Consider the following 19,632-nt stretch of genomic DNA (forward strand, 5'->3'; position numbering starts at 1 on the left):
TACGAAGCAATAAAATGACGTTTTACAGCAAAAGTACGTAAGTGCTTTTTTTAATTTGGCTCTGTTCGCTGGCGCTCACATACGCACGAAAAAGTAGGAGTTCTCCTATGAAGATACATTTCGAGACACTTGGTGACACCTTTCGCGAATGAATTAAATATGGTTGCCAACGGATGGGCACCATATATTCCACGGTTGACAGTCAGAAATCAGTAGTCTAAGGTCAATAGTTCACCCAGTGTGAATTTTTGATGTGCAACTTTTAAGTGGATGATTCTGAGAGAAAAATGGATAACTTCAAACTGAATAGCGACAAGAAAGTAAAAGCAATCACACTCGGCGACGATTGCATCTATATCGACCTGATGGATGGCTTGCGTTTGTGTGGCCCGATGGCGCCCCGCGCCCAAAAAGATGAGGCGGCTGCACACCGCCCGCGCCGCATGATCGTCTCGGGCCACGAAGCGGTGTACGACCAGGCGCACGCGATCGCCTGAAGGCAGTTTGTTACTGTTGGTTTCTAAAAAGAGTGCGAGAGCTGGCAACCTGCCGAACGCGCCAGCGCTTTAATAAGCGCACGATTGGGTCCGTTTCACGAGAACGGCAGTCCGATCCGGGTAGAATGTTCCCATGAAAATTCGTGTGGCTACCTACAACATTCACAAGGGCGTTTCCTCGCTGCGCAGCACGCCCCGCGTGATCGCACTGAAGAAAGCGATCGCTGAATTCGACGCCAACGTCGTCTTCCTGCAAGAAGTCCAGGGCCGGCACGACCGGCACCAGGCACGCTTCGGCAAGGAAGACCGTGGCCATCGCCACTGGCCTGAAACCGCCCAGTACGATTATTTCGCCTCCGACCTGCACCACACGGCCTATGGCATGAACGCGGTCTACGACCACGGTCACCACGGCAATGCACTGCTCAGTACCTACCCGATCGAAAACTCGCACAACCACGATGTCTCGGACCATGCCTACGAGCAGCGCGGCATCCTGCACTGCGTGCTGGGTACGCCCGAGTGTCCGGTGCACTGCTATGTCGTGCACCTGGGCCTGTTTGAAGGCGGGCGCGGGCGCCAGACGCAGTCGCTGATCGACGCCGTCAATTCGTCGGCGCCGAACGGCGAGCCGGTCATCATCGCGGGCGACTTCAACGACTGGCGCAACACGCTGAGCGACAAGCTGCGCGCCGGCCTGGGCGTGTGCGAAGTGTTCGACGAGCTGGGGCCGCGTTCGCCGATGGGCGACATGGTGCGCAGCTGGGCCGGGCGCAAGCCGCGCCTGGCGCCGGCGCGCACGTTCCCGGCGATGCTGCCGTGGTTCCGCCTGGACCGCATCTACGTGCGCGGCTTCAAGGTCAACTCGGCGCAAGTGATGCACGGGGCCCTGTGGGCCAAGCTGTCCGACCACGCACCGATCGTGGCGGAACTCGAGCTGGCCTGAGGCCATGCGCAGCGTCACCTTCGTCGACAATAACGACATCACGCTATTGGAGAGCGGCGTTGCATTCTTCCCGGCGCTGATTGCCGCGCTCGACGCTGCCCGCCACGAAGTCCTGTTCGAAACCTATATTTTTGCCGAAGACGAAACAGGCGATGCCGTGCGCGATGCGCTCGCGCGCGCCGCCAAACGCGGCGTGAAGGTGCGGGTACTGGTCGACTGGTTCGGCACCGGCCACCGCGTCACCTCCCGGCTGGGCCAGGTGCTGACCCAGGCCGGCGCCCAGTACCGGGTGTTCAATCCGCTGTGCAAGCGCGGCATCGCCCGCTCGCACCGCAAGATCACCGTGATCGACCGCGAGGTTGCGTTTGTCGGTGGCATCAATGTCAACGACGACTGGCTGTGCGACCACGCCGACGGTCGTCGCCTGCCGGCGCCGCGCTGGGATTTCACGGTGCGGGTGCGCGGCCCGCTCGTCGCGCAGATCCATCACGAAGCGCAAGGGCAGTGGACCCGCACGGGCCGCCTGCGGCTGCGCAAGCGCCTGGAACTGTTCCGCGAAATGCGCAAGCAGCCGCCACCGTCGTGCGCCAGTCCCGCGCGCGCCGCCTTCGTCGTGCGCGACAACCTGCGCAACCGCACCACGATCCAGCGCGCCTATCTGCAGGCGCTGGGCCATGCGCGCCACAGCGTGCTGCTGGCCACGCCGTATTTTGCGCCGGGCCGCAAGTTTCGCCAGGCGCTCGCGCATGCAGCGCAGCGCGGCGTCGCCGTCACGCTCTTGATCGGGGTGGGGGAGTTCGCGATCCAGGACGCGGTGGCGCAATCGTTCTATCCGAAACTGCTGGCCGATGGCATCCGCGTGGTCGAGTACCGCAGGACACAACTGCATGCCAAGGTGGCGGTGGCGGATGACCACTGGGCCACGGTTGGCTCGAGCAACTGCGATGGCCTGTCGCTGTTCGTAAACCAGGAAGCCAATATCGTCGTGGACGATCCGGTCTTTGCCGCGTCGATGCGCGCGCACATCGAACGGGGCATCGCGGACGGGGTCGAAGTCTGTCCACAGGAATTTGCCGACATCGGCTGGCTGCGCCGCGCCGTCAACGGCTGCGCGTATGTCGGCTACAAACTGGTGATGCGCGTGTGCGCCATCGGGTATGCGTAATAAGGGATAACGATGGACAAAGACAAAGAGAACGTCCGACTGGACAAATGGCTGTGGGCAGCACGCTTTTTCAAGACACGCTCGCTGGCCCAGGATGCGGTCGAGCGGGGCCGGGTGCGGATCGACGGCGAGCCGGTCAAGCCGGCGCGCACGGTCAAGATCAACGACAAGATGCTGATCGATAACGGCTCGGATCGCTGGGAAATCATCGTCGCGGCCATTTCAGGCGCGCGCGGCGGTGCCCCGGTGGCGCGCACGCTGTATTTCGAAACCGACGAGAGCATCGCCAAGCGCGAACTCGACAAAGTCGCGCGGCGCCTGTATCCGGAACCGAGCCTGGAAATCAAGGGGCGGCCAACCAAGCGCGATCGCCGCGCCATGGAGCAGGCGGGCGAATAGACGTGGCGGGCGCTATCGCATGACCAGCAAGGCCACGACCAGCGCGACGACCACCAGCACGATGGCGAAGACCCGGATGCTCTTGCCGGATCGGGCGCGCACCTGCTGTGCGGGTTGCGCACTTTCCAGCGCCCGGTTCGACGCGACGACATCGACGGCCTTGTCGACGACGACCTGCGCCGTGTCCCGGTCCAGTCCGCGCCGGACCAGGTCGGCAACTGCGTCGTCCGCCGTCGCGCCGCTGTCCAGCCGCGCACTGGCGTGGCCGATCAGCACCAGGAAATGCTGCATCGAATCAGCGCCTGCTGCCGCTGCCTGAGCGGGTTCGGTGCCACCTTCCTGCAGCGAGAAAGCGCGAATTGCCACTTGCAGCGCGCTGTCGTCGGGTTCGACGATCTGTTGATTCTGATCGTTGCTGCTCATGCTGTGGACCTTTCGTCGGCGCGCTGAATGTTGCTGGATTATTAATGGTAACAGTCAAGCTGCAAACGGGTGCGCCGTGCTCGTAAATGACGCACCGGTCACCCCGAAAATGCTGTACCTTTAGCAGATGAAACAACTGTTTTCTGCCGCTCGCCTGCAAGCCGGGCCGTCAGCAAAAGGCGCTTTCTCCGGGTGTCGCGGGTTGTTTTTCATCAATAGAACCGCACCTCTAAGTTCCCGTTTGACATTCCAGGCCCGATAGATAATAGTACGAGCGTTCGGATTTTTTCGAGACCAGGGGAAGCTATCAGTACTTCAGCAAAATTCATGCGCAAGGGCGAGCAGACGCGGGCGGCAATTCTCGACGTCGCGCTCGAACTCGCCAGCCGCAACGGCCTCGAAGGCTTGACGATCGGCCTGCTGGCCGACCGGATGAGCATGAGCAAGTCCGGCGTGTTCGCGCACTTCGGTTCGCGCGAAGACCTGCAGCTCGAGGTGGTCAAGCTGTACCACCACCGCTTCGAGCAAGAGGTCTTTTACCCGAGCATCAAGGAAACCCGCGGCCTGCCGCGCCTGGTGGCGATGTACACGCGCTGGGTCAAGCGGGTGTCGGTCGAGATCGCGTCCGGGTGCATCTATATCAGTGGCGCCGTCGAATACGACGACCGCGAAGGCCCGATCCGCGAAGAGCTGGTGTCGATGGTCCGCGCGTGGCAGGGCGCCTTGCTGCGCAGTGTCGAGCAGGCGATCGAGCTGCGGCACCTGCACACCGGTTTCGATGCCGAGCAACTGGTGTTCGAGATGCACGGGCTGATCCTGGCGCTGCACCACGATGCGCGTTTCCTGCGCAATCCGGGCGCCGTCGAACGGGCCCGGGCCGGCTTTGAACGCCTGATCGAAAATTACCGCAATTCCCAACAATCGCAAGACCACCAGGCGGCATAAGGCCGCCTGTCACGTCCAACAATCGTCACACTCTTCAGGAGAAAACCATGGGTCAGTACGTCGCGCCAATCCGGGATATGCAGTTCGTTCTGCACGAGTTCCTCAATGTCACCGAAGAATTCAAGAATCTGCCGAAATACCAGGAAATCGATACCGACATCATCAACCAGGTACTCGAAGAAGGTGCAAAATTCACCCAGGAAGTGCTGTTCCCGCTGAACCACTCGGGCGACCGCGAAGGCTGCACCTTCAATGCTGCCGACAAGAGCGTGACCACGCCGAAGGGCTTCAAGCAGGCGTATAAACAGTATGTCGAAGGCGGCTGGGCTGCGCTGGCATGCGATCCCGAATATGGCGGCCAGGGCTTGCCGATCACGCTGAACAACTCGTTCTACGAGATGCTCAACTCGTCGAACCAGGCTTGGTCGATGTACCCGGGCCTGTCGCACGGCGCCTACGAGTGCCTGCTCGAGCACGGTACCGACGACCAGAAACGCCTGTACCTGCCAAAGCTCGTCTCGGGTGAATGGACCGGCACCATGTGCCTGACCGAAGCCCACTGCGGCACCGACCTGGGCCTGCTGCGCTCGAAAGCCGAACCGCAAGGCGACGGCACCTACCTGATCACCGGCTCGAAGATCTTCATCTCGGCCGGCGAACACGATATCTCGGACAACATCGTCCACCTGGTGCTGGCGCGCCTGCCGGATGCACCGGAAGGCTCGAAAGGCATCTCGCTGTTCCTGGTGCCGAAGTTCATGCCGAACGAAGACGGCTCGATCGGCGAGCGCAATGGCATCGCCTGCGGCGCCATCGAAGAAAAGATGGGCATCCACGGCAACTCGACCTGCCAGATGAACCTGGACAATGCACGCGCCACGCTGATCGGCCAGCCGCACAAGGGCCTGCAGGCGATGTTCGTGTTCATGAACGCGGCCCGCCTGGGCGTGGGCATGCAGTCGCTCGGCCTGACCGAAGTGGCGTACCAGAACGCGCTGGCTTACGCAAAAGACCGTATCCAGATGCGCAGCCTGTCGGGCGTGAAAGCACCGGACAAGCCAGCCGATCCGATCATCGTGCACCCGGACGTGCGCCGCATGCTGCTGACCGCAAAAGCCTTCGCCGAAGGCGGTCGCGCATTCTCGTCGTACGTCGCGCTGCAGATCGACCGCGAACTGAACCACACCGATGAAGACGTGCGCAAGGAAGCGGCTGACGAAGTCGCGCTGCTCACGCCAATCATCAAGGCCTTCATCACCGACAACGGCTGGATCGCGACCTCCGAAGCGATGCAGGTGTACGGCGGCCACGGCTACATCGCCGAATGGGGCATGGAACAGTACGTGCGCGACGCGCGCATCAACATGATCTACGAAGGCACCAACACGATCCAGTCGCTGGACCTCCTGGGCCGCAAGATCCTGATGGACAACGGCGCCAAGCTGCGCAAGTTCGGCGAGAAGATCAAGAGCTTCGTCGAAGACAATGGCCTGGACGAGAACATGTCCGAATTCGTCACGCCACTGGGCGAGTTGGGCGACAAGGTCACCAAGCTGACGATGGAAATCGGCATGAAGGCCTTCCAGAACCCGGACGAAGTGGGCGCGGCCGCCGTGCCTTACCTGCGCGTGGCCGGTCACCTGGTCTACAGCTACCTGTTCGCGCAGCAAGCCAAGATCGCACTGGCCAAGCTCGATTCGGGCGACCGCTTCTATGAATCGAAGCTGGCGACGATCCGCTTCTACTTCGCACGTCTGTATCCGGAAACCGCGATGCTGATCCGCCAGGCACGCTCGGGCGCCGCGAACCTGACGGCGCTGGACGCCGACCTGTTCTAAGCAATCACGCCCAACCCAACAAGGAAATCTTACATGTCCAATTTCATCGTCAAGAAAGTCGCCGTGCTGGGCGCCGGCGTGATGGGCGCGCAAATCGCCGCCCACTGCGTGAACGCCAAGGTGCCAGTCGTGCTGTTCGACCTGCCTGCCAAGGAAGGCCCGAAGAACGGCATCGTCCTGCGCGCCATCGAGAACCTGAAAAAGCTGTCGCCAGCCCCGCTGGGCAACAAGGATGACGCGGCCCTGATCGAAGTGGCCAACTACGAAGACAACCTCGACGTGCTGGCCGGTTGCGACCTGATCATCGAAGCCATCGCCGAGCGCATGGACTGGAAACACGACCTGTATGCCAAGGTCGCGCCGCACATCGCGCCAAACGCGATCTTTGCATCGAACACGTCGGGCCTGTCGATCAACAAGCTGGCCGAAGGCTTCGACGCCGAACTGAAGGCCCGTTTCTGCGGCGTGCACTTCTTCAACCCGCCGCGCTACATGCATCTGGTCGAACTGATCCCGACCACGGACACCCGTCCTGACATCCTGGACCAGCTTGAAACGTTCCTGACCTCGACCCTGGGCAAGGGCGTCGTGCGCGCGAAAGACACCCCGAACTTCATCGCCAACCGTGTCGGTATCTTCGGCATGCTGGCCACGATCGTCGAAGCCGAGAAATTCGGCCTGTCGGTGGACGTGGTCGATGACTTGACCGGCGCCAAGCTGGGCCGCGCCAAGTCGGGCACCTTCCGCACCGCGGACGTGGTCGGCCTGGACACGATGGGCCATGTGATCAAGACCATGCAGGACAACCTGAAGGACGACCCGTTCTTCAGCGTCTACAAGACGCCGGACATCCTGGCCAAGCTGATCGAAAAAGGCGCACTGGGCCAGAAATCCGGCGCCGGCTTCTACAAGAAGGTCGGCAAGGAGATCCAGCGCCTGGACTTCGCCACGGGTGAGTACGTCACCGGCGGCGCCAAGGCAGCCGACATCGTTGGCCGCATCCTGAAAGAGAAAGACCCGGTCAAGAAGTTCAAGGCCATGCGTGAATCGACCAACCCGCAGGCGCAGTTCCTGTGGGCGATCTTCCGCGACGCGTTCCACTACATCGCGTTCCACCTCGAATCGATCGCCGACAACGCGCGCGACATCGACTTCGCCATGCGCTGGGGCTTCGGCTGGAGCGTCGGCCCGTTCGAAACGTGGCAGGGCGCCGGCTGGACGCAGATCGCGCAGTGGGTCAAGGAAGACATCGACGCCGGCAAGGCGCTGTCGACTGCACCGCTGCCAGCCTGGGTGTTCGAGGGTTCGGTCGCCGAGAAGGGTGTGCACACCCCTGAAGGTTCGTACTCGGTTGCCAAGAGCGGCTATGTGCCGCTGTCGGATCTGCCTGTGTACAAGCGCCAGCAGTTCCGCGCACCGGTCGTGGGCCTGGGCGGCGCCGATCCGAAAACCGCTGGCACCACCGTCTTCGAAGACGAGTCCGTGCGCCTGTGGCACTCGGACGATGAAGTCCTGGTCGTCTCGCTCAAGACCAAGATGCACGTCATCGGCGATGGCGTCATCAAGGGCCTGCAGCGCGCGCTGAAAGAAGCCGAAACCGGCTTCAAGGGCATCGTGATCTGGAACACCGACGCCGCTGAAGGCGGCGCGTTCTCGGCCGGCGCCGACCTGCAATCGGCACTGCCAGCCTTCATGGCCGGCGGCGCGAAAGCGATGGAGCCGATCGTGCGTGAGCTGCAGGACACCTTCATGGCGCTCAAGTACTCGAACGTGCCGGTCGTCGCCGCAGTGGCGGGCCTGGCGCTGGGCGGCGGCTGCGAGCTGGCGCTGCATGCGAGCAAGCGTGTCGCGTCGATCGAGTCGTACATCGGCCTGGTCGAAGTGGGCGTGGGCCTGGTGCCTGCCGGCGGCGGCCTGAAGGAAGCAGCGCTGCGCGCGGCAACCGAAGCCAAGGGCAACGATATCCTGCAATTCCTGAAGAACGGTTTCATGAACGCGGCCACCGCGCAAGTGTCGAAGTCGGCACTGGAAGCCAAGGCCATGGGTTACCTGAAAGAAGACGACGTGATTGTCTTCAACGCCTACGAACTGCTGCACGTGGCGAAAACCACGGCGCGCGCCATGGCCGACGCTGGCTACCGCGCACCGGCGCGCCGCACGTTCCCGGTCACCGGCCGTTACGGCTGGGGCACGATCCGCGGCCAGATGGTCAATATGCGCGACGGCGGCTTCATCTCGGCCTATGACTACCAGCTGGGCGACACCATCGCCGAGATCGTCACTGGCGGCGACATCGACCAGGGCAGTGTGGTCAGCGAGCAGTGGATCCTCGACCTGGAGCGCAAAGCCTTCGTGGCGCTGCTGAACAATCCGAAAACGCAGGAACGCATCATGGGCATGATGCAGACCGGCAAGCCAGTGCGCAACTAAGCGTCGACAGAACAGGACACTGACATGAGCAAACAACTTCAAGACGCATACATCGTCGCAGCGACCCGCACCCCGATCGGCAAGGCGCCGCGCGGCATGTTCAACAAGACCCGCCCGGACGACCTCCTGGTGCACGCGATCCGCGGCGCCATGGCAGCCGTGCCGAACCTGGACCCGGCGCTGATCATCGATGCGATCATCGGCTGCTCGTTCCCGGAAGCCGAGCAGGGCTTCAACATCGCCCGTAACTCGGTGGTGCTGGCTGGCCTGCCGAACACCGTGGGCGGCGTGACGGTCAACCGTTACTGCGCCTCGGGCATCACCGCACTGGCGATGGCCGCCGACCGCATCCGCGTGGGCGAAGCCGACGTGATGATCGCCGGCGGCGTCGAATCGATGTCGATGGTGCCGATGATGGGCCACCACCCGTCGATCAACATGGACACGTTCAAGGACGAGAACGTGGGCCTGGCCTACGGCATGGGCCTGACGGCCGAGAACGTCGCGAACCAGTGGAAGATCTCGCGCGAAGACCAGGACGCCTTCGGCCTGGAATCGCACCGCCGCGCCATCGCCGCGCAGCAGGCCGGCCACTTCAAGGACGAGATCACGCCGGTCGAGGTCATTACCCGCACGCCAAACCTGGCCACCGGCCAGATCGACGTCAAGACCCGCACGGTCGACACCGACGAAGGCCCGCGCGCCGACGCCAGCATGGAAAGCATGGGCAAACTCAAGCCCGTGTTTGCGGCCAAGGGTTCGGTCACGGCTGCCACGTCGTCGCAGATGTCGGATGGTGCCGGCGCCCTGATCGTCGTCAGCGAAAAAATCCTGCGCGAGCACAATCTGACGCCGCTGGCCAAGTTTTCGTCGTTCGCCGTGCGCGGCGTGCCGCCGGAAATCATGGGCATCGGTCCGAAGTTCGCGATTCCTGCAGCGCTGGCCGCCGCTGGCATCACGCAGGACCAGCTGGACTGGATCGAGCTGAACGAAGCCTTCGCCGCGCAGGCGCTGGCCGTGATCCGCGACCTGGGCCTGGACACCAGCAAGGTCAACCCGCTGGGCGGCGCGATTGCCCTGGGTCACCCGCTGGGCGCAACCGGTGCGATCCGCGCCGCGACCGTCGTGCACGCACTGCGTCGCAATAACCTGAAGTACGGCATGGTGACGATGTGCGTCGGCGCCGGCATGGGCGCTGCGGGCATTATCGAACGCGTCTAAGCCAGCCAGTACGATCACCGCGTGGGCGGGAGACCGGGCCATCCTACAATCGACTGTGTAGGGTGGGCGGGTCTCCCGCCCACGCGTCCAACCAGCCCAAGAATAAACGGGAGACAACCACATGAGCATCCTCACCACGACCGCCGACGGCATCCTCACGATCACCTTCAACCGCCTCGAACGCAAGAACGCGATCACCGGCGCGATGTACCAGTCGATGGCCGACGCCTTGCGCGCCGCCGAGCAGGACACGACGGTCCGCGCCATCCTGATCACCGGCCAGCCCGAGATCTTCACCGCCGGTAACGACCTCGACGATTTCCTGAACAACACCGGCGAAGGCGCAATGACGCCGGAGCGTCCGGTGTTCCAGTTCATGCTGGCGCTGGAAGGCTGCACCAAACCGGTGGTGGCTGCCGTGGCCGGCGCCGCCGTCGGCATCGGCACCACGCTCCTGATGCATTGCGACCTGGTCTACGCGGCCGACAACGCCAAATTCTCGATGCCGTTCTCGCAGCTGGGCCTGTGCCCTGAGTTTGCCTCGTCGCTGCTGGTCGCGCAGTCGGCCGGCTACACGCGCGCCGCCGAAAAGCTGATGCTGGGCGAGCCGTTCCTGGCCCAGGAAGCGCTGGAGATGGGCATCGTCGCGCGCGTGCTGCCGGCAGCGGAACTGCTCGCGTTCGCGCAGGCGCAGGCGGCAAAACTGGTCAAGCTGCCCCCAGCCTCGATCCGCACCACCAAGGCGCTGATGCGCCGCGCGCGCACCGCGCACGTCAGGGACACCATCGCGGCGGAAAATGAGAAGTTCAGCGCGATGCTGGGCGGCGCCGAAGCGAAGGAAGCCTTCACCGCGTTCTTCGAGAAGCGCAAGCCGGATTTCAGCAAGTTCGACTAGCTGGCGAACTGGCGGCTGCAGAGCCGTCAAGTGACATGCGAAGTGTCGTGGTTTTTCGCGCATGCCGATACAGGCATGCCGTCCAGCGGCTGGACTGGTTGCCCATTCCGGTCGCGGCCGCCAGTATGTGAGCGACCAGTATCCGGCCATGCTGACGAAGTCTGGCTTCGTTTGCAGCATGAGCCGCAAAGGTACTGCTGGGAGAACGCCGTCGCTGTACGCTTCTCCCGGATGTAAAGATGAAGCGCGTTTGGCAATGCAATTGCGCGAATCAGGCCGAAATTAAACTTGACGTGGCCAATTACATCGCTGGCCTTTAAAGCTGTGCACCCCGAGCCAGCATCAACAAGCCGACACCTGTCTCCTTCGATACGGCCCGATGGAGCACAACGCAATCGGTCCTTCCGGATTCAAGCAATGCTGTGCTTCTACTGTAATCATCGATTTGCTGGACGTAGCGATGAAGCCCACGATGAATACGCATCTTCATGAGTAGGGAATATCTGTAACTCTTGCAGATAAATACGGTTTGATCTAAATCAATTTTGCAGCAGTCTATGCTAATAGAATACAAATTGTGCATCATGATCCAATAATCTTCCATACGCCGCACGCCTGGTTGCTGATGTGTTATCTTTTTTAGTGAAATTTTAATGGGAAATCGTTCTTATCTCGATGCCGTTAGACCGCATGTGAGCGATGAAAATGGTGGTATCGCTGGCTCAGCTAAGTTAAGGACTATGATTGTGCAAAATTACATCACTTTTGCATCTGCATCTATGATCGAGCGCCTCCGGCTAGGATTTTATTATTGTCAGCGGCTTATCACCAATCTTAAAGTTCGACGATTCTCTCATCGCATCTTGCTCTTTTTTTTACTACGCTGCTTTCCGCACTGCACGCTTGCTGGTCCAAAACCAAGAGCCGAGTTAAAAGATTTTAAAAGCCGTGGCTACATCGAATTGGCTCCCATTCTTTCTGACGTGCAATGTCAAGAAATCCACTCATATCTTTTAACTTGTCCCATACTGGATACCAAAGGATCTGGAAAAACTTTTTCGTTAGATGATGTTCCTGAAAACTGCACAATCGGCGATTACCCACTGTCTACCGTAGTCAACTGTCCCAACGTGATGGAACTCGCTAACCATCCAGACATCCTGACATTGGCTTGCGAGTATCTTGGATTCATGCCAGTCATAACGGGGATGAGTCTTCGGTGGACTTTTCCTCATTCAAATACACCGGATAAAGTACAAAGATTCCATCGTGATTGTGAAATGGGCAGCATCAAACTAATGGTGTATCTTACAGATGTGGACGCTGAATGTGGACCTCACACCTTTGCAACCGGTACCCATCTCGACAGAATGCCAGTACGTCTCCATCCTCTCCCAGACAATCAGGTCGGTGGAGAGCATAAGGTGATTCTCGGCAGCGCCGGAACGACCTTTTTCATTGATACACGTGGTTTGCACAAAGGGAGCATTCCAACAGCCAATCCCAGGCTAATGCTCGGCGTGCAATATGGCCTGTTGCCATGTCCATTATTTAAGTATGAGCCAGTGCCCTATACCGGTTCATTGAAACTACAAAAATACGTAAATCGACTGATGACAGCCTGATATGAAGTGAGGCTTGGATCGGATAGGGTGATCTCGTCTCCTGGATTTCCTTAGGGGGCCCTTGAACGCGCCATAGTGGCTTCCCTCGTTCGGTCAGTGGTTCTTATTACCATTGCTGGTCCGCCTGAAGCCAGTCTGGAAGTGCAGGTTCGTGGACACGACCCACAGCACGCATGTCCTGCATGTTGTGCGAGCACCTTGCCAGGCAGTTCGACCCAGCAGCGCTGATCTGGCCTGTGCCCCGGATATCACCTGCATCTGGAATGGCATCGGCTGGTTGTACTTGGCTGTCATGCTCGACCTTTCTTGCGCAGACCCGTGGCCCAAACGTGGCGCCGAGTATGCTAGGCATTCTGGTCTGCGATGATGTGAATCATGCAGAAGCCAGGATTGACATGGTCAATTACATCGCTGGCTTCCAGGAGTGCCAACGCCTGCATTCTGTATTTGGCAATCTGACTCCCAGCATCCATGAACGCACATCGCGAGAAATCTCATTTCTCGATTCGCCGGTATCATGCATGGAACCGGGACCGCTAACGATGGCGGTTTTGCATGGAGCGCTCGCTCGACACGACAAAGGGTGATATGAGATCTACAGAAAGTACTGCAGCCGCCGAGTTGGCGTTTGAACTTGGCAAGGTAACGCGCAGGGCAATCGATGGCAGTTATGGCAAGGCCGATCCGGTCGAACTGTCGCGGGTGGCCAATGCGCTGCTCGAAGCAGGCCAGGAAAAAATCCTGAATGATGTGCTGCTGGTGTTTGTCGCCGGCTTCGAAGAGGGCGATCCGCCGGAACGGCGTGCCGATCCCGAAAATCGCTGAAAACAGCTGATCGTGCGCTGGCAGCAACGCCTGTCAGCGTACGATCAGCACCGCGCGCACGCTGGGATCCAGTGCCGTGCGCTCGACATAACCGATCATTCCCGGGTTCTCGGCGATCATTCTGCGCATGGCGGCGTTGCCATCGACCTCGGCCGGTGGCTGACCGCGGCCAGTAAAGATCAGTCTGGCCCAGTGCGCTTTCACGAGCGCCGGGGTGCGGTTCGTGACCTTGCTGTAGAACTCGTCACGTAGCGGCGAACCCAGATCCTGATCGATAGGAACCACTTCGCTGCCGTTCGGGAAACGATTGGTCTGGAACAGAAAGATCTCGGCGACCTGGTCGGCACTGAGCATACTGATGTTGCTGCGCGCCGAGACGATCACGGCCAGCTCTGCTCCCGAGGCAGCGTTGGGTGCCAGCGCAAGTGCGGGACCCAGGCACATCGACAGCAGCAGTGTGGAAAGAGAACGGTTCATCATGGTCAGAAAACGACGTCCATGCCAAGGCTGATGACGTTGAACGCCTGGCCGGAACGGAACCCCGGCTGGACATTGATCAGGGTGCCGATCGAGCCGCCGCGCGGCTTGACGCGGTCAAACTGCCCTTTGAGTGCAATGTTCGGCGCGACGTCCCAGCGCACGCCGACGCTGGCCGTGTCCTGCACGCCAATCTGGCGCAGCTGGTCATTCAATGCATTGTTCAACAAGCCCGCCAGCGCCGCCGCTTCGGGCGGCAAGTCGTCCAGCGGCAGCCCGGCTGTCTGCGTGGCGAGGTTGGCGACCAGGCGCGCGTAGGTGACATAGGGCGCGACATTGCCGAAGCGCCGGCCGGCAGACAGATACGAGGCAGTCTGATCGCCCAGCAGCGAGCTGGTGTTGATGCGCCCGCTCTCGCCGGTGATGAACCAGTTGCCCGGATCGTAGTTGAAGCCGGCGCTGAACACGCGCACATGGCGCTTGGCGATATCGTAGCGGTCTGCCAGCGCCTCGCCCGGCGGGCCGAAGGCGCGCAGGCCGTCGAACAACGCTTCCGCACCCGGCACCACCAACAGCGCCTGGGCCGCCGTGAAGCGCACGGTCAGTGCGCCGGCGGTCGCACTCTCGGTGAGGCCGACGATGTTGCGGGCCTTGCCGGTGAGGTCCTTGTTCAGGCGCGCGGCCGCATGGCCGAGCGAGAGCGTGGTCTCGTGCTTGACCTGCCCGGTATGCCAGCGGTACGAGGCGTCGACGCCGTCGCTGTAGGAAATCGGTATCAGGCTGTACAGTTCGACGGGCGCGCGCATCCAGGGCAGGGCGTAGCCCACCTTGCGATAGTCAGCGGCCAGGAACAGCGGCAGTGCAATGCGCCCGGCGCGCAGCGACAGCTCCGGCGTTGCCTGAAACTTCACGTTGGCCCAGGTAAGGTAGGTCTTGTAGGAATTCTCGATGCTCTTTTCCTGCGTTGCCTGGACCACGGCCGACCAGCGCTTGTCGAACCGGACATCAAGCTGCGCACCGGCGCGGCTATCGACGTCGAAGGCCCACGCTTTGGAGTAGCCCGCCTGGCCAGGCGAGTTGGGGTTGACCGTGTAGTCGCCATAGTCTTGCGTGGCATGGACGGCGGCGACGGTGCCGAACCCGGTCATCTTCCACGTTGCCTGCGCGCGCGCATCGCCCTGCGGCCAGGCCAATAGGCAGAGCAGCAGGGCGACGGGGACGACGCCACGCGCCGCCTGGGTAGTCAACATGAATTTCATGACGTCGTCATTGTACTGCGCTCAGGATAATCCCATCTGGGCCGTGCCTGGCGGGTCGAGCCGGAAGATGCGCACGATCTGCGCCAGGCCATGAGCCCGCTGCTGCAGCGAATCGGCCGCGGCCGCGGTCTTGCTGACCATCTGCGTATTGTGCTGCAAGGACCTGTCCATGGCGCCGATGGCGTCGGCCACCGCCTCCACACGCACGGCCTGATCGTCGCCAGCCGCGCTGATCCGGCCGACCATGCCAGTCACGTCGGTCACGCTTTGCACGATGTTGTCCATCGTGCGCCCGGCTTCCTGGGCCAGCGCGCTGCCGGCGCTGACCTGGCGCACCGATTCCTCGATCAGGCCCTTGATTTCGCGGGCGGCGGCGCCCGAGCGCTGGGCCAGTTGGCGCACTTCGGCAGCGACGACGGCGAAACCGCGTCCCTGTTCGCCGGCACGGGCGGCTTCCACCGCAGCGTTGAGAGCCAGGATGTTGGTCTGGAACGCGATGCCGTCGATGACGGCGGTGATCTCGGCGATCTGGCGCGACGACGTGTCGATCAGGCCCATGCGCTCGACGACCGCGCCGACCTGGCGCCCGCCGAGGACGGCAATCCCCGATGCCTGCGTGGCAAGCGCATTGGCTTGCCGGGCGTGCTCCGCATTGGCGCGGATGATGTCGCCCAGTTCGTCGATGGAGGCGGCGGCGCGGCCGAAGGCCTCGGTCTGGTCCCGCGAGTGTTCGAACAGCAGCGCGCTGCCTTCGGCAATGTCGCTGGCGGCGCCGCGTGTTGTCTCGACCGTGTCGCGTACCTGGCCAATCGCCGTCTGCAGCGTGTGCAGCACATCGCGCAGGGCGCGGCCGCTGCTGCTGGTGACCGGCGCCAGCGAGCGCAGGTCGATGATCCCGTGCTGGGCCTGCAGCATCGACACGCTGGCGCGCAGTTCGGCCGAGCGCAGCGCTTCGCGTTGCAGCACCAGCGCGATGTAGCACAGCACCATCGTTTCGACGATGACGTAGCCGGCGTGGATGAAGACGATCGCCAGTCCCGGCCGGGTCAGGCAAATGACGCCGTAGCCGAGCTCTTGCAGGTAGTTGAAGCTGAAGTGGTGCACAGCGGTCAGGCCTGCCGCGAACAGAATCACGCGCCAGTCGCGGTAGCAGAGCAGGATCGCCAGCGAGACAAAGATCCCGAAGTGCAGTTCTTCCCGGCCGTTACCTTGATGGATGTGCAGCGCGCACATGGCCATCAGCGCGCCGGCATTGACCAGCCGGCTCGTGAGCGTGCCGCTGGCCAGGAACGTGACGCTGCTCGCGATGGCCACGATCGGCAGGCCGACGAAAAGCGACCATTTCATGGTGTCGTGCATGCCGGCCAATGCCAGCGAAAAGCCCAGCATCGCCCATAGCACGATGATCAGCAAGCGGTCGGCATGGCGGTAGACAGGCAGCAGGTTGGGTTGGGTCGGCATCAAAGTCTCGCATAGTGATTTTTCACCATTTAACCTGAAAAATATAGATTCAGAGAAACTGTTGGCGACGTTCAATATCTTTCCCTGCTAAAAGTCTGTCGGATCGTGTGCCTTCTTGCCATTCTTGTATCTACTGGCAGACCGGAGATCGGTAAATTTGATGAGAAAAGTGAGAAAGTGTGAGTAATTTCCAAACGGAAATTTGGCAGAACCTGCAGTATTGACATGCCTGACTGCCACATCGTGCAAATCAGCCAGAAGTTATGGCAATTCGTACAGACATGGCAGCCAGTGTCGTAATCAGGTGCTACGCGGCTGCGCCGTGGCGTGCCTTGGCATTGCCACGACGGCGGCGCACGGCGACCAGCAAGCCACCGACAGTCGCGAACATGGCCAGCATGCCGGGCTCGGGCACTTCTTCCGCGTCCAGCTGCGCGGCAGCAAAGCCTTGCAGGGCCAGCGCAGTCGCCACATCGATGCCGAGGTCGCGCGCGACGTAATCGTCCGCGCCCAGCGAGCGTGGATCGAGGCCGGTGACGTTGCCGAAGATGGTCAGCGCTTCCAGGTAGTAGCCGTAGTTGCTGCCGTGGTAGGAGTCCGGCGCCCACAGGTTGATCTGGCCGGCGCCAATGCCGTCGTACGGGTTGGCATCGGCCAGGCCGCCTGCGATGGCCTGGCTCCAGGCCTGGCCCACGGGGATCACGCCACTGATGATGCTTGAGGCCGAATCGGCGGCATCGTAGCCGGCGCGCACGTCCTGCGCCATTGCGTAGATCGATTTCCCAAACCACGGGCTATTGGCATTCTGGTACGTCAGGTCGGCGCGCGACCAGGTCGACGTCAGGCGCACGTCGACATCCGGATTCTGTTCTCGAAACGCATTGGCCAGCAGGCCGGAATAGCGGATCAGCGTTTCCGGGTTGCCGGGCTTGGCGCCGTCGAGCGTGCTGTAGCTTTGCAGCAGCACCATGTCGAACGGTTTCACGATCGTGTTGAAGCGGTTCTTGTAGTGAAAATCCAGGCCCGAACCGGGCTCGGTCTCCAGGCTCACCTGATAATCCAGGCCGGCCTGCATCGTCATGGCCTTGAACAGCGCCGGTACGCCACCGATGCCCAGACCGTTCAGGTCGGTCACGGTATCGGGGCGGTAGTTCTGCACGAGGGGCGGCTTGGCGCCAGCAGGATCGCCATAGGTGAAGCTGTTACCGACGAAGAGGATCGTCGTGGCGGATGCGGGCACGGCCAGGCCGCCCAGTGCGAATGCGGCGAAGAGTGCCGTGCCGGAACGGCGCAGGCTGCAAGGAATGGTCATCGAAGTCTCCAGTATGTTTTTTAGTTGGTGTTCAAAATTAAGCAAGTCGCATGCCGACGACGAATATTACTGAATAATCAGTCAGTTATAGATTAATGCTGCATACAGCGCGGCTACGGTGTAAAGCATGCCGACATCGCACGTCGCAATCGGCGAAACCGCCTTCATGTGGCGCTGACGTCACACTCCTGTAATTTCTCGCGTCGTTTTGTAAAGTTTTGCAAGCAAGCAAGCAAGCGCTGCGCATTTCTCGCGCCTGGAGGTGTGATCAGGCCCCGTTTGTAAAGAAGTGTGAGCAACAGCCGTCGGTGAGCAACCAACAATTCAATGAAATCATGAGGTTATGTGTTTCTTGGCGGTAGGTAGTCGCCCGCTGGCACCGCTGCTAGCATGAATCATCGATAACACGAGGACATTCATGCAACAGTTCAAAACGCTCCCGCACCGCTTGTCGTGCGCGCTGTTGGCCGCCATTGACGCAGGTAGCACAGCATGGCTGTGACCCTCGCCAGCGCGCCGGTGGCCGGCAATTCCAGGCGCGACGTTGTCCTCGGCATGGCATTCGTCGGCCTGCTGTTTTTCATTCTGGGGTTCGTCACCTGGCTCAATGGCTCGCTGGTTCCCTTTTTGAAGATCGTCTGCGGCCTGAACAACTTCCAGGCCCTGTGGGTGACCTTCGCTTTCTACATCGCCTACACGGCCATGGCCCTGCCATCGGCTGCGGTGCTGGTACGCACCGGCTACAAGAAAGGTATGACAATCGGTCTGGGCATCATGTGTGTGGGCGCGCTGCTGTTCATCCCGGCCGCGCAAAGTGCGCGTTACGAATTGTTCCTGGTGGCGCTGTTCACACTTGCCAGCGGCATGACGCTGATGCAGACCGCGATCAATCCGTATATCGTCTGCCTTGGCCCGCGTGAGAGCGCCGCCATGCGCATCAGCATCATGGGTCTGTTCAACAAGGGTGCCGGGGTGGTGGTGCCACTGGTGTTCTCCACGCTGATGCTGGCCGACATCGACAGCTTCTCGCACACGGCGCTCGAAGCGCTCGACCCTGTTGCCCGCAGCGCCGCGCGGGCCGGCCTGTCCGAGCGCCTGGTGCTGCCGTATGTCTGCATGGCCGCGGTGCTGTTCGTGATCATGGTGTTCATCCATTTTTCGAACCTGCGCGATATCGAACCCGAGGCCGACACGCCCGAGGCAGGTGTCGAGCGCACCGGCGTGCTGCAGTTCCCGCAACTGGTGCTGGGCGCCATGGCGCTGTTTGCCTACGTTGGCGTGGAAGTCATCGCCGGCGACACCATCGGCCTGTATGGGCATGAACTGAACGTGGCCAACTTCGGCGTGCTGACGTCGTACACGATGATGTGCATGGTGCTCGGTTACCTGATCGGCGTGGTCGCGATTCCGCGCTACCTGTCGCAGCAGCGCGCCTTGCTGCTGTCGGCCGTGGCCGGCCTGCTGCTGACGGTCGGCGTGGCCACCGGCTCGCCCACCGACAGCGGCGTCTCGCAGGCATTGATTGGCTGGGCCGGCGTGCCGACGGTGCCCGACACCGTCATGTACCTGGCGTTGCTGGGCCTGGCCAACGCCATGGTGTGGCCGGCCATCTGGCCGCTGGCGCTGCAGGGCCTGGGCCGCTACACGGCAAGCGGCTCGGCGCTGCTGGTCATGGCGATCTCCGGCGGCGCAGTGCTGCCGCTGCTGTACGGCCACCTGGCCGATCTGAATACCTCGCGCGGCGCTTACTGGATGCTGCTGCCGTGCTACGGCCTGATCCTCTGGTACGCAGCCTACGGCCACAAGATCCGCCGCTGGCGCAGTCCGGGCGCATCCGCCCGACCCTGATTTCCACCCCACCAGGACTTGTCCGCACGGCGCTGCTGCGCGGTCCATCGTTTTTCATTTCATACC

General features: G+C 61.5%; 17 protein-coding genes. 12 read left to right on the forward strand and 5 right to left on the reverse strand.

From position 1 onward, the window contains the following. Positions 1-287 precede the first annotated feature (287 nt). From AC56LW_RS16500 to AC56LW_RS16515, 4 genes are all read left to right on the forward strand, one after another. On the forward strand, positions 288-497 hold the full coding sequence (locus AC56LW_RS16500; protein WP_183554079.1) for a hypothetical protein: 210 nt from the start codon (positions 288-290) through the stop codon (positions 495-497). A gap of 133 nt (positions 498-630) precedes the next feature. Further along, entirely contained in the window at positions 631-1,443 is an 813-nt protein-coding gene (locus AC56LW_RS16505; RefSeq protein ID WP_332530599.1) for an endonuclease/exonuclease/phosphatase family protein, read from the forward strand. A 4-nt stretch (positions 1,444-1,447) separates the two neighbouring features. Further along, positions 1,448-2,608 carry a cardiolipin synthase ClsB gene (gene clsB, locus AC56LW_RS16510; RefSeq protein WP_332530598.1) on the forward strand — a complete coding sequence of 387 codons (1,161 nt, stop codon included), beginning with the start codon at positions 1,448-1,450 and terminating at the stop codon, positions 2,606-2,608. Between the two features lie 12 nt (positions 2,609-2,620). Beyond that, entirely contained in the window at positions 2,621-3,007 is a 387-nt protein-coding gene (locus AC56LW_RS16515; protein WP_183554073.1) for an RNA-binding S4 domain-containing protein, read from the forward strand. Positions 3,008-3,019: 12 nt separating this feature from the next. On the opposite strand, the gene AC56LW_RS16520 is transcribed toward AC56LW_RS16515, so the two are convergent. Then, the gene (locus AC56LW_RS16520; protein WP_499636096.1) at positions 3,020-3,430 is read right to left on the reverse strand and encodes a hypothetical protein; all 411 of its coding nucleotides are present in this window, start codon (positions 3,428-3,430) and stop codon (positions 3,020-3,022) included. Between the two features lie 327 nt (positions 3,431-3,757). On the opposite strand from AC56LW_RS16520, the gene AC56LW_RS16525 reads away from it, so the two are divergent. From AC56LW_RS16525 to AC56LW_RS16555, 7 genes are all read left to right on the forward strand, one after another. Beyond that, on the forward strand, positions 3,758-4,375 hold the full coding sequence (locus tag AC56LW_RS16525) for a TetR/AcrR family transcriptional regulator (protein ID WP_332530595.1): 618 nt from the start codon (positions 3,758-3,760) through the stop codon (positions 4,373-4,375). A gap of 47 nt (positions 4,376-4,422) precedes the next feature. Next, entirely contained in the window at positions 4,423-6,213 is a 1,791-nt protein-coding gene (locus AC56LW_RS16530) for an acyl-CoA dehydrogenase C-terminal domain-containing protein (protein ID WP_183554066.1), read from the forward strand. 33 nt (positions 6,214-6,246) lie between these two features. After that, positions 6,247-8,643: a 3-hydroxyacyl-CoA dehydrogenase/enoyl-CoA hydratase family protein gene (locus AC56LW_RS16535; protein WP_499636100.1), complete on the forward strand. Its 2,397-nt coding sequence runs from the start codon at positions 6,247-6,249 to the stop codon at positions 8,641-8,643. A 24-nt stretch (positions 8,644-8,667) separates the two neighbouring features. Then, the gene (locus AC56LW_RS16540) at positions 8,668-9,864 is read left to right on the forward strand and encodes an acetyl-CoA C-acyltransferase (RefSeq protein ID WP_183554062.1); all 1,197 of its coding nucleotides are present in this window, start codon (positions 8,668-8,670) and stop codon (positions 9,862-9,864) included. Between the two features lie 121 nt (positions 9,865-9,985). Continuing rightward, the gene (locus AC56LW_RS16545; RefSeq protein WP_499636103.1) at positions 9,986-10,759 is read left to right on the forward strand and encodes an enoyl-CoA hydratase; all 774 of its coding nucleotides are present in this window, start codon (positions 9,986-9,988) and stop codon (positions 10,757-10,759) included. 653 nt (positions 10,760-11,412) lie between these two features. Then, on the forward strand, positions 11,413-12,384 hold the full coding sequence (locus AC56LW_RS16550; protein ID WP_499636106.1) for a phytanoyl-CoA dioxygenase family protein: 972 nt from the start codon (positions 11,413-11,415) through the stop codon (positions 12,382-12,384). 555 nt (positions 12,385-12,939) lie between these two features. Further along, a complete protein-coding gene (locus AC56LW_RS16555) occupies positions 12,940-13,209 on the forward strand; it encodes a hypothetical protein (protein ID WP_499636109.1) in 270 nt (89 codons plus the stop codon). 33 nt (positions 13,210-13,242) lie between these two features. On the opposite strand, the gene AC56LW_RS16560 is transcribed toward AC56LW_RS16555, so the two are convergent. The 4 genes from AC56LW_RS16560 to AC56LW_RS16575 all read right to left on the reverse strand — a co-directional run bounded on the left by AC56LW_RS16560 (position 13,243) and on the right by AC56LW_RS16575 (position 17,718). Continuing rightward, entirely contained in the window at positions 13,243-13,689 is a 447-nt protein-coding gene (locus tag AC56LW_RS16560; RefSeq protein WP_499636111.1) for a type 2 periplasmic-binding domain-containing protein, read from the reverse strand. A gap of 2 nt (positions 13,690-13,691) precedes the next feature. Next, on the reverse strand, positions 13,692-14,945 hold the full coding sequence (locus AC56LW_RS16565) for a hypothetical protein (protein WP_499636114.1): 1,254 nt from the start codon (positions 14,943-14,945) through the stop codon (positions 13,692-13,694). A 21-nt stretch (positions 14,946-14,966) separates the two neighbouring features. Next, entirely contained in the window at positions 14,967-16,406 is a 1,440-nt protein-coding gene (locus tag AC56LW_RS16570) for a methyl-accepting chemotaxis protein (RefSeq protein WP_499636117.1), read from the reverse strand. Between the two features lie 307 nt (positions 16,407-16,713). Continuing rightward, entirely contained in the window at positions 16,714-17,718 is a 1,005-nt protein-coding gene (locus AC56LW_RS16575) for a PEP-CTERM sorting domain-containing protein (protein WP_499636120.1), read from the reverse strand. Positions 17,719-18,210: 492 nt separating this feature from the next. On the opposite strand from AC56LW_RS16575, the gene AC56LW_RS16580 reads away from it, so the two are divergent. Then, positions 18,211-19,566 (forward strand): sugar MFS transporter, encoded by a 1,356-nt coding sequence (locus AC56LW_RS16580; RefSeq protein ID WP_499636123.1) that lies wholly within the window; start codon positions 18,211-18,213, stop codon positions 19,564-19,566. Positions 19,567-19,632: the final 66 nt, after the last annotated feature.

The organism is Telluria sp. LT2P80, assembly GCF_059685955.1.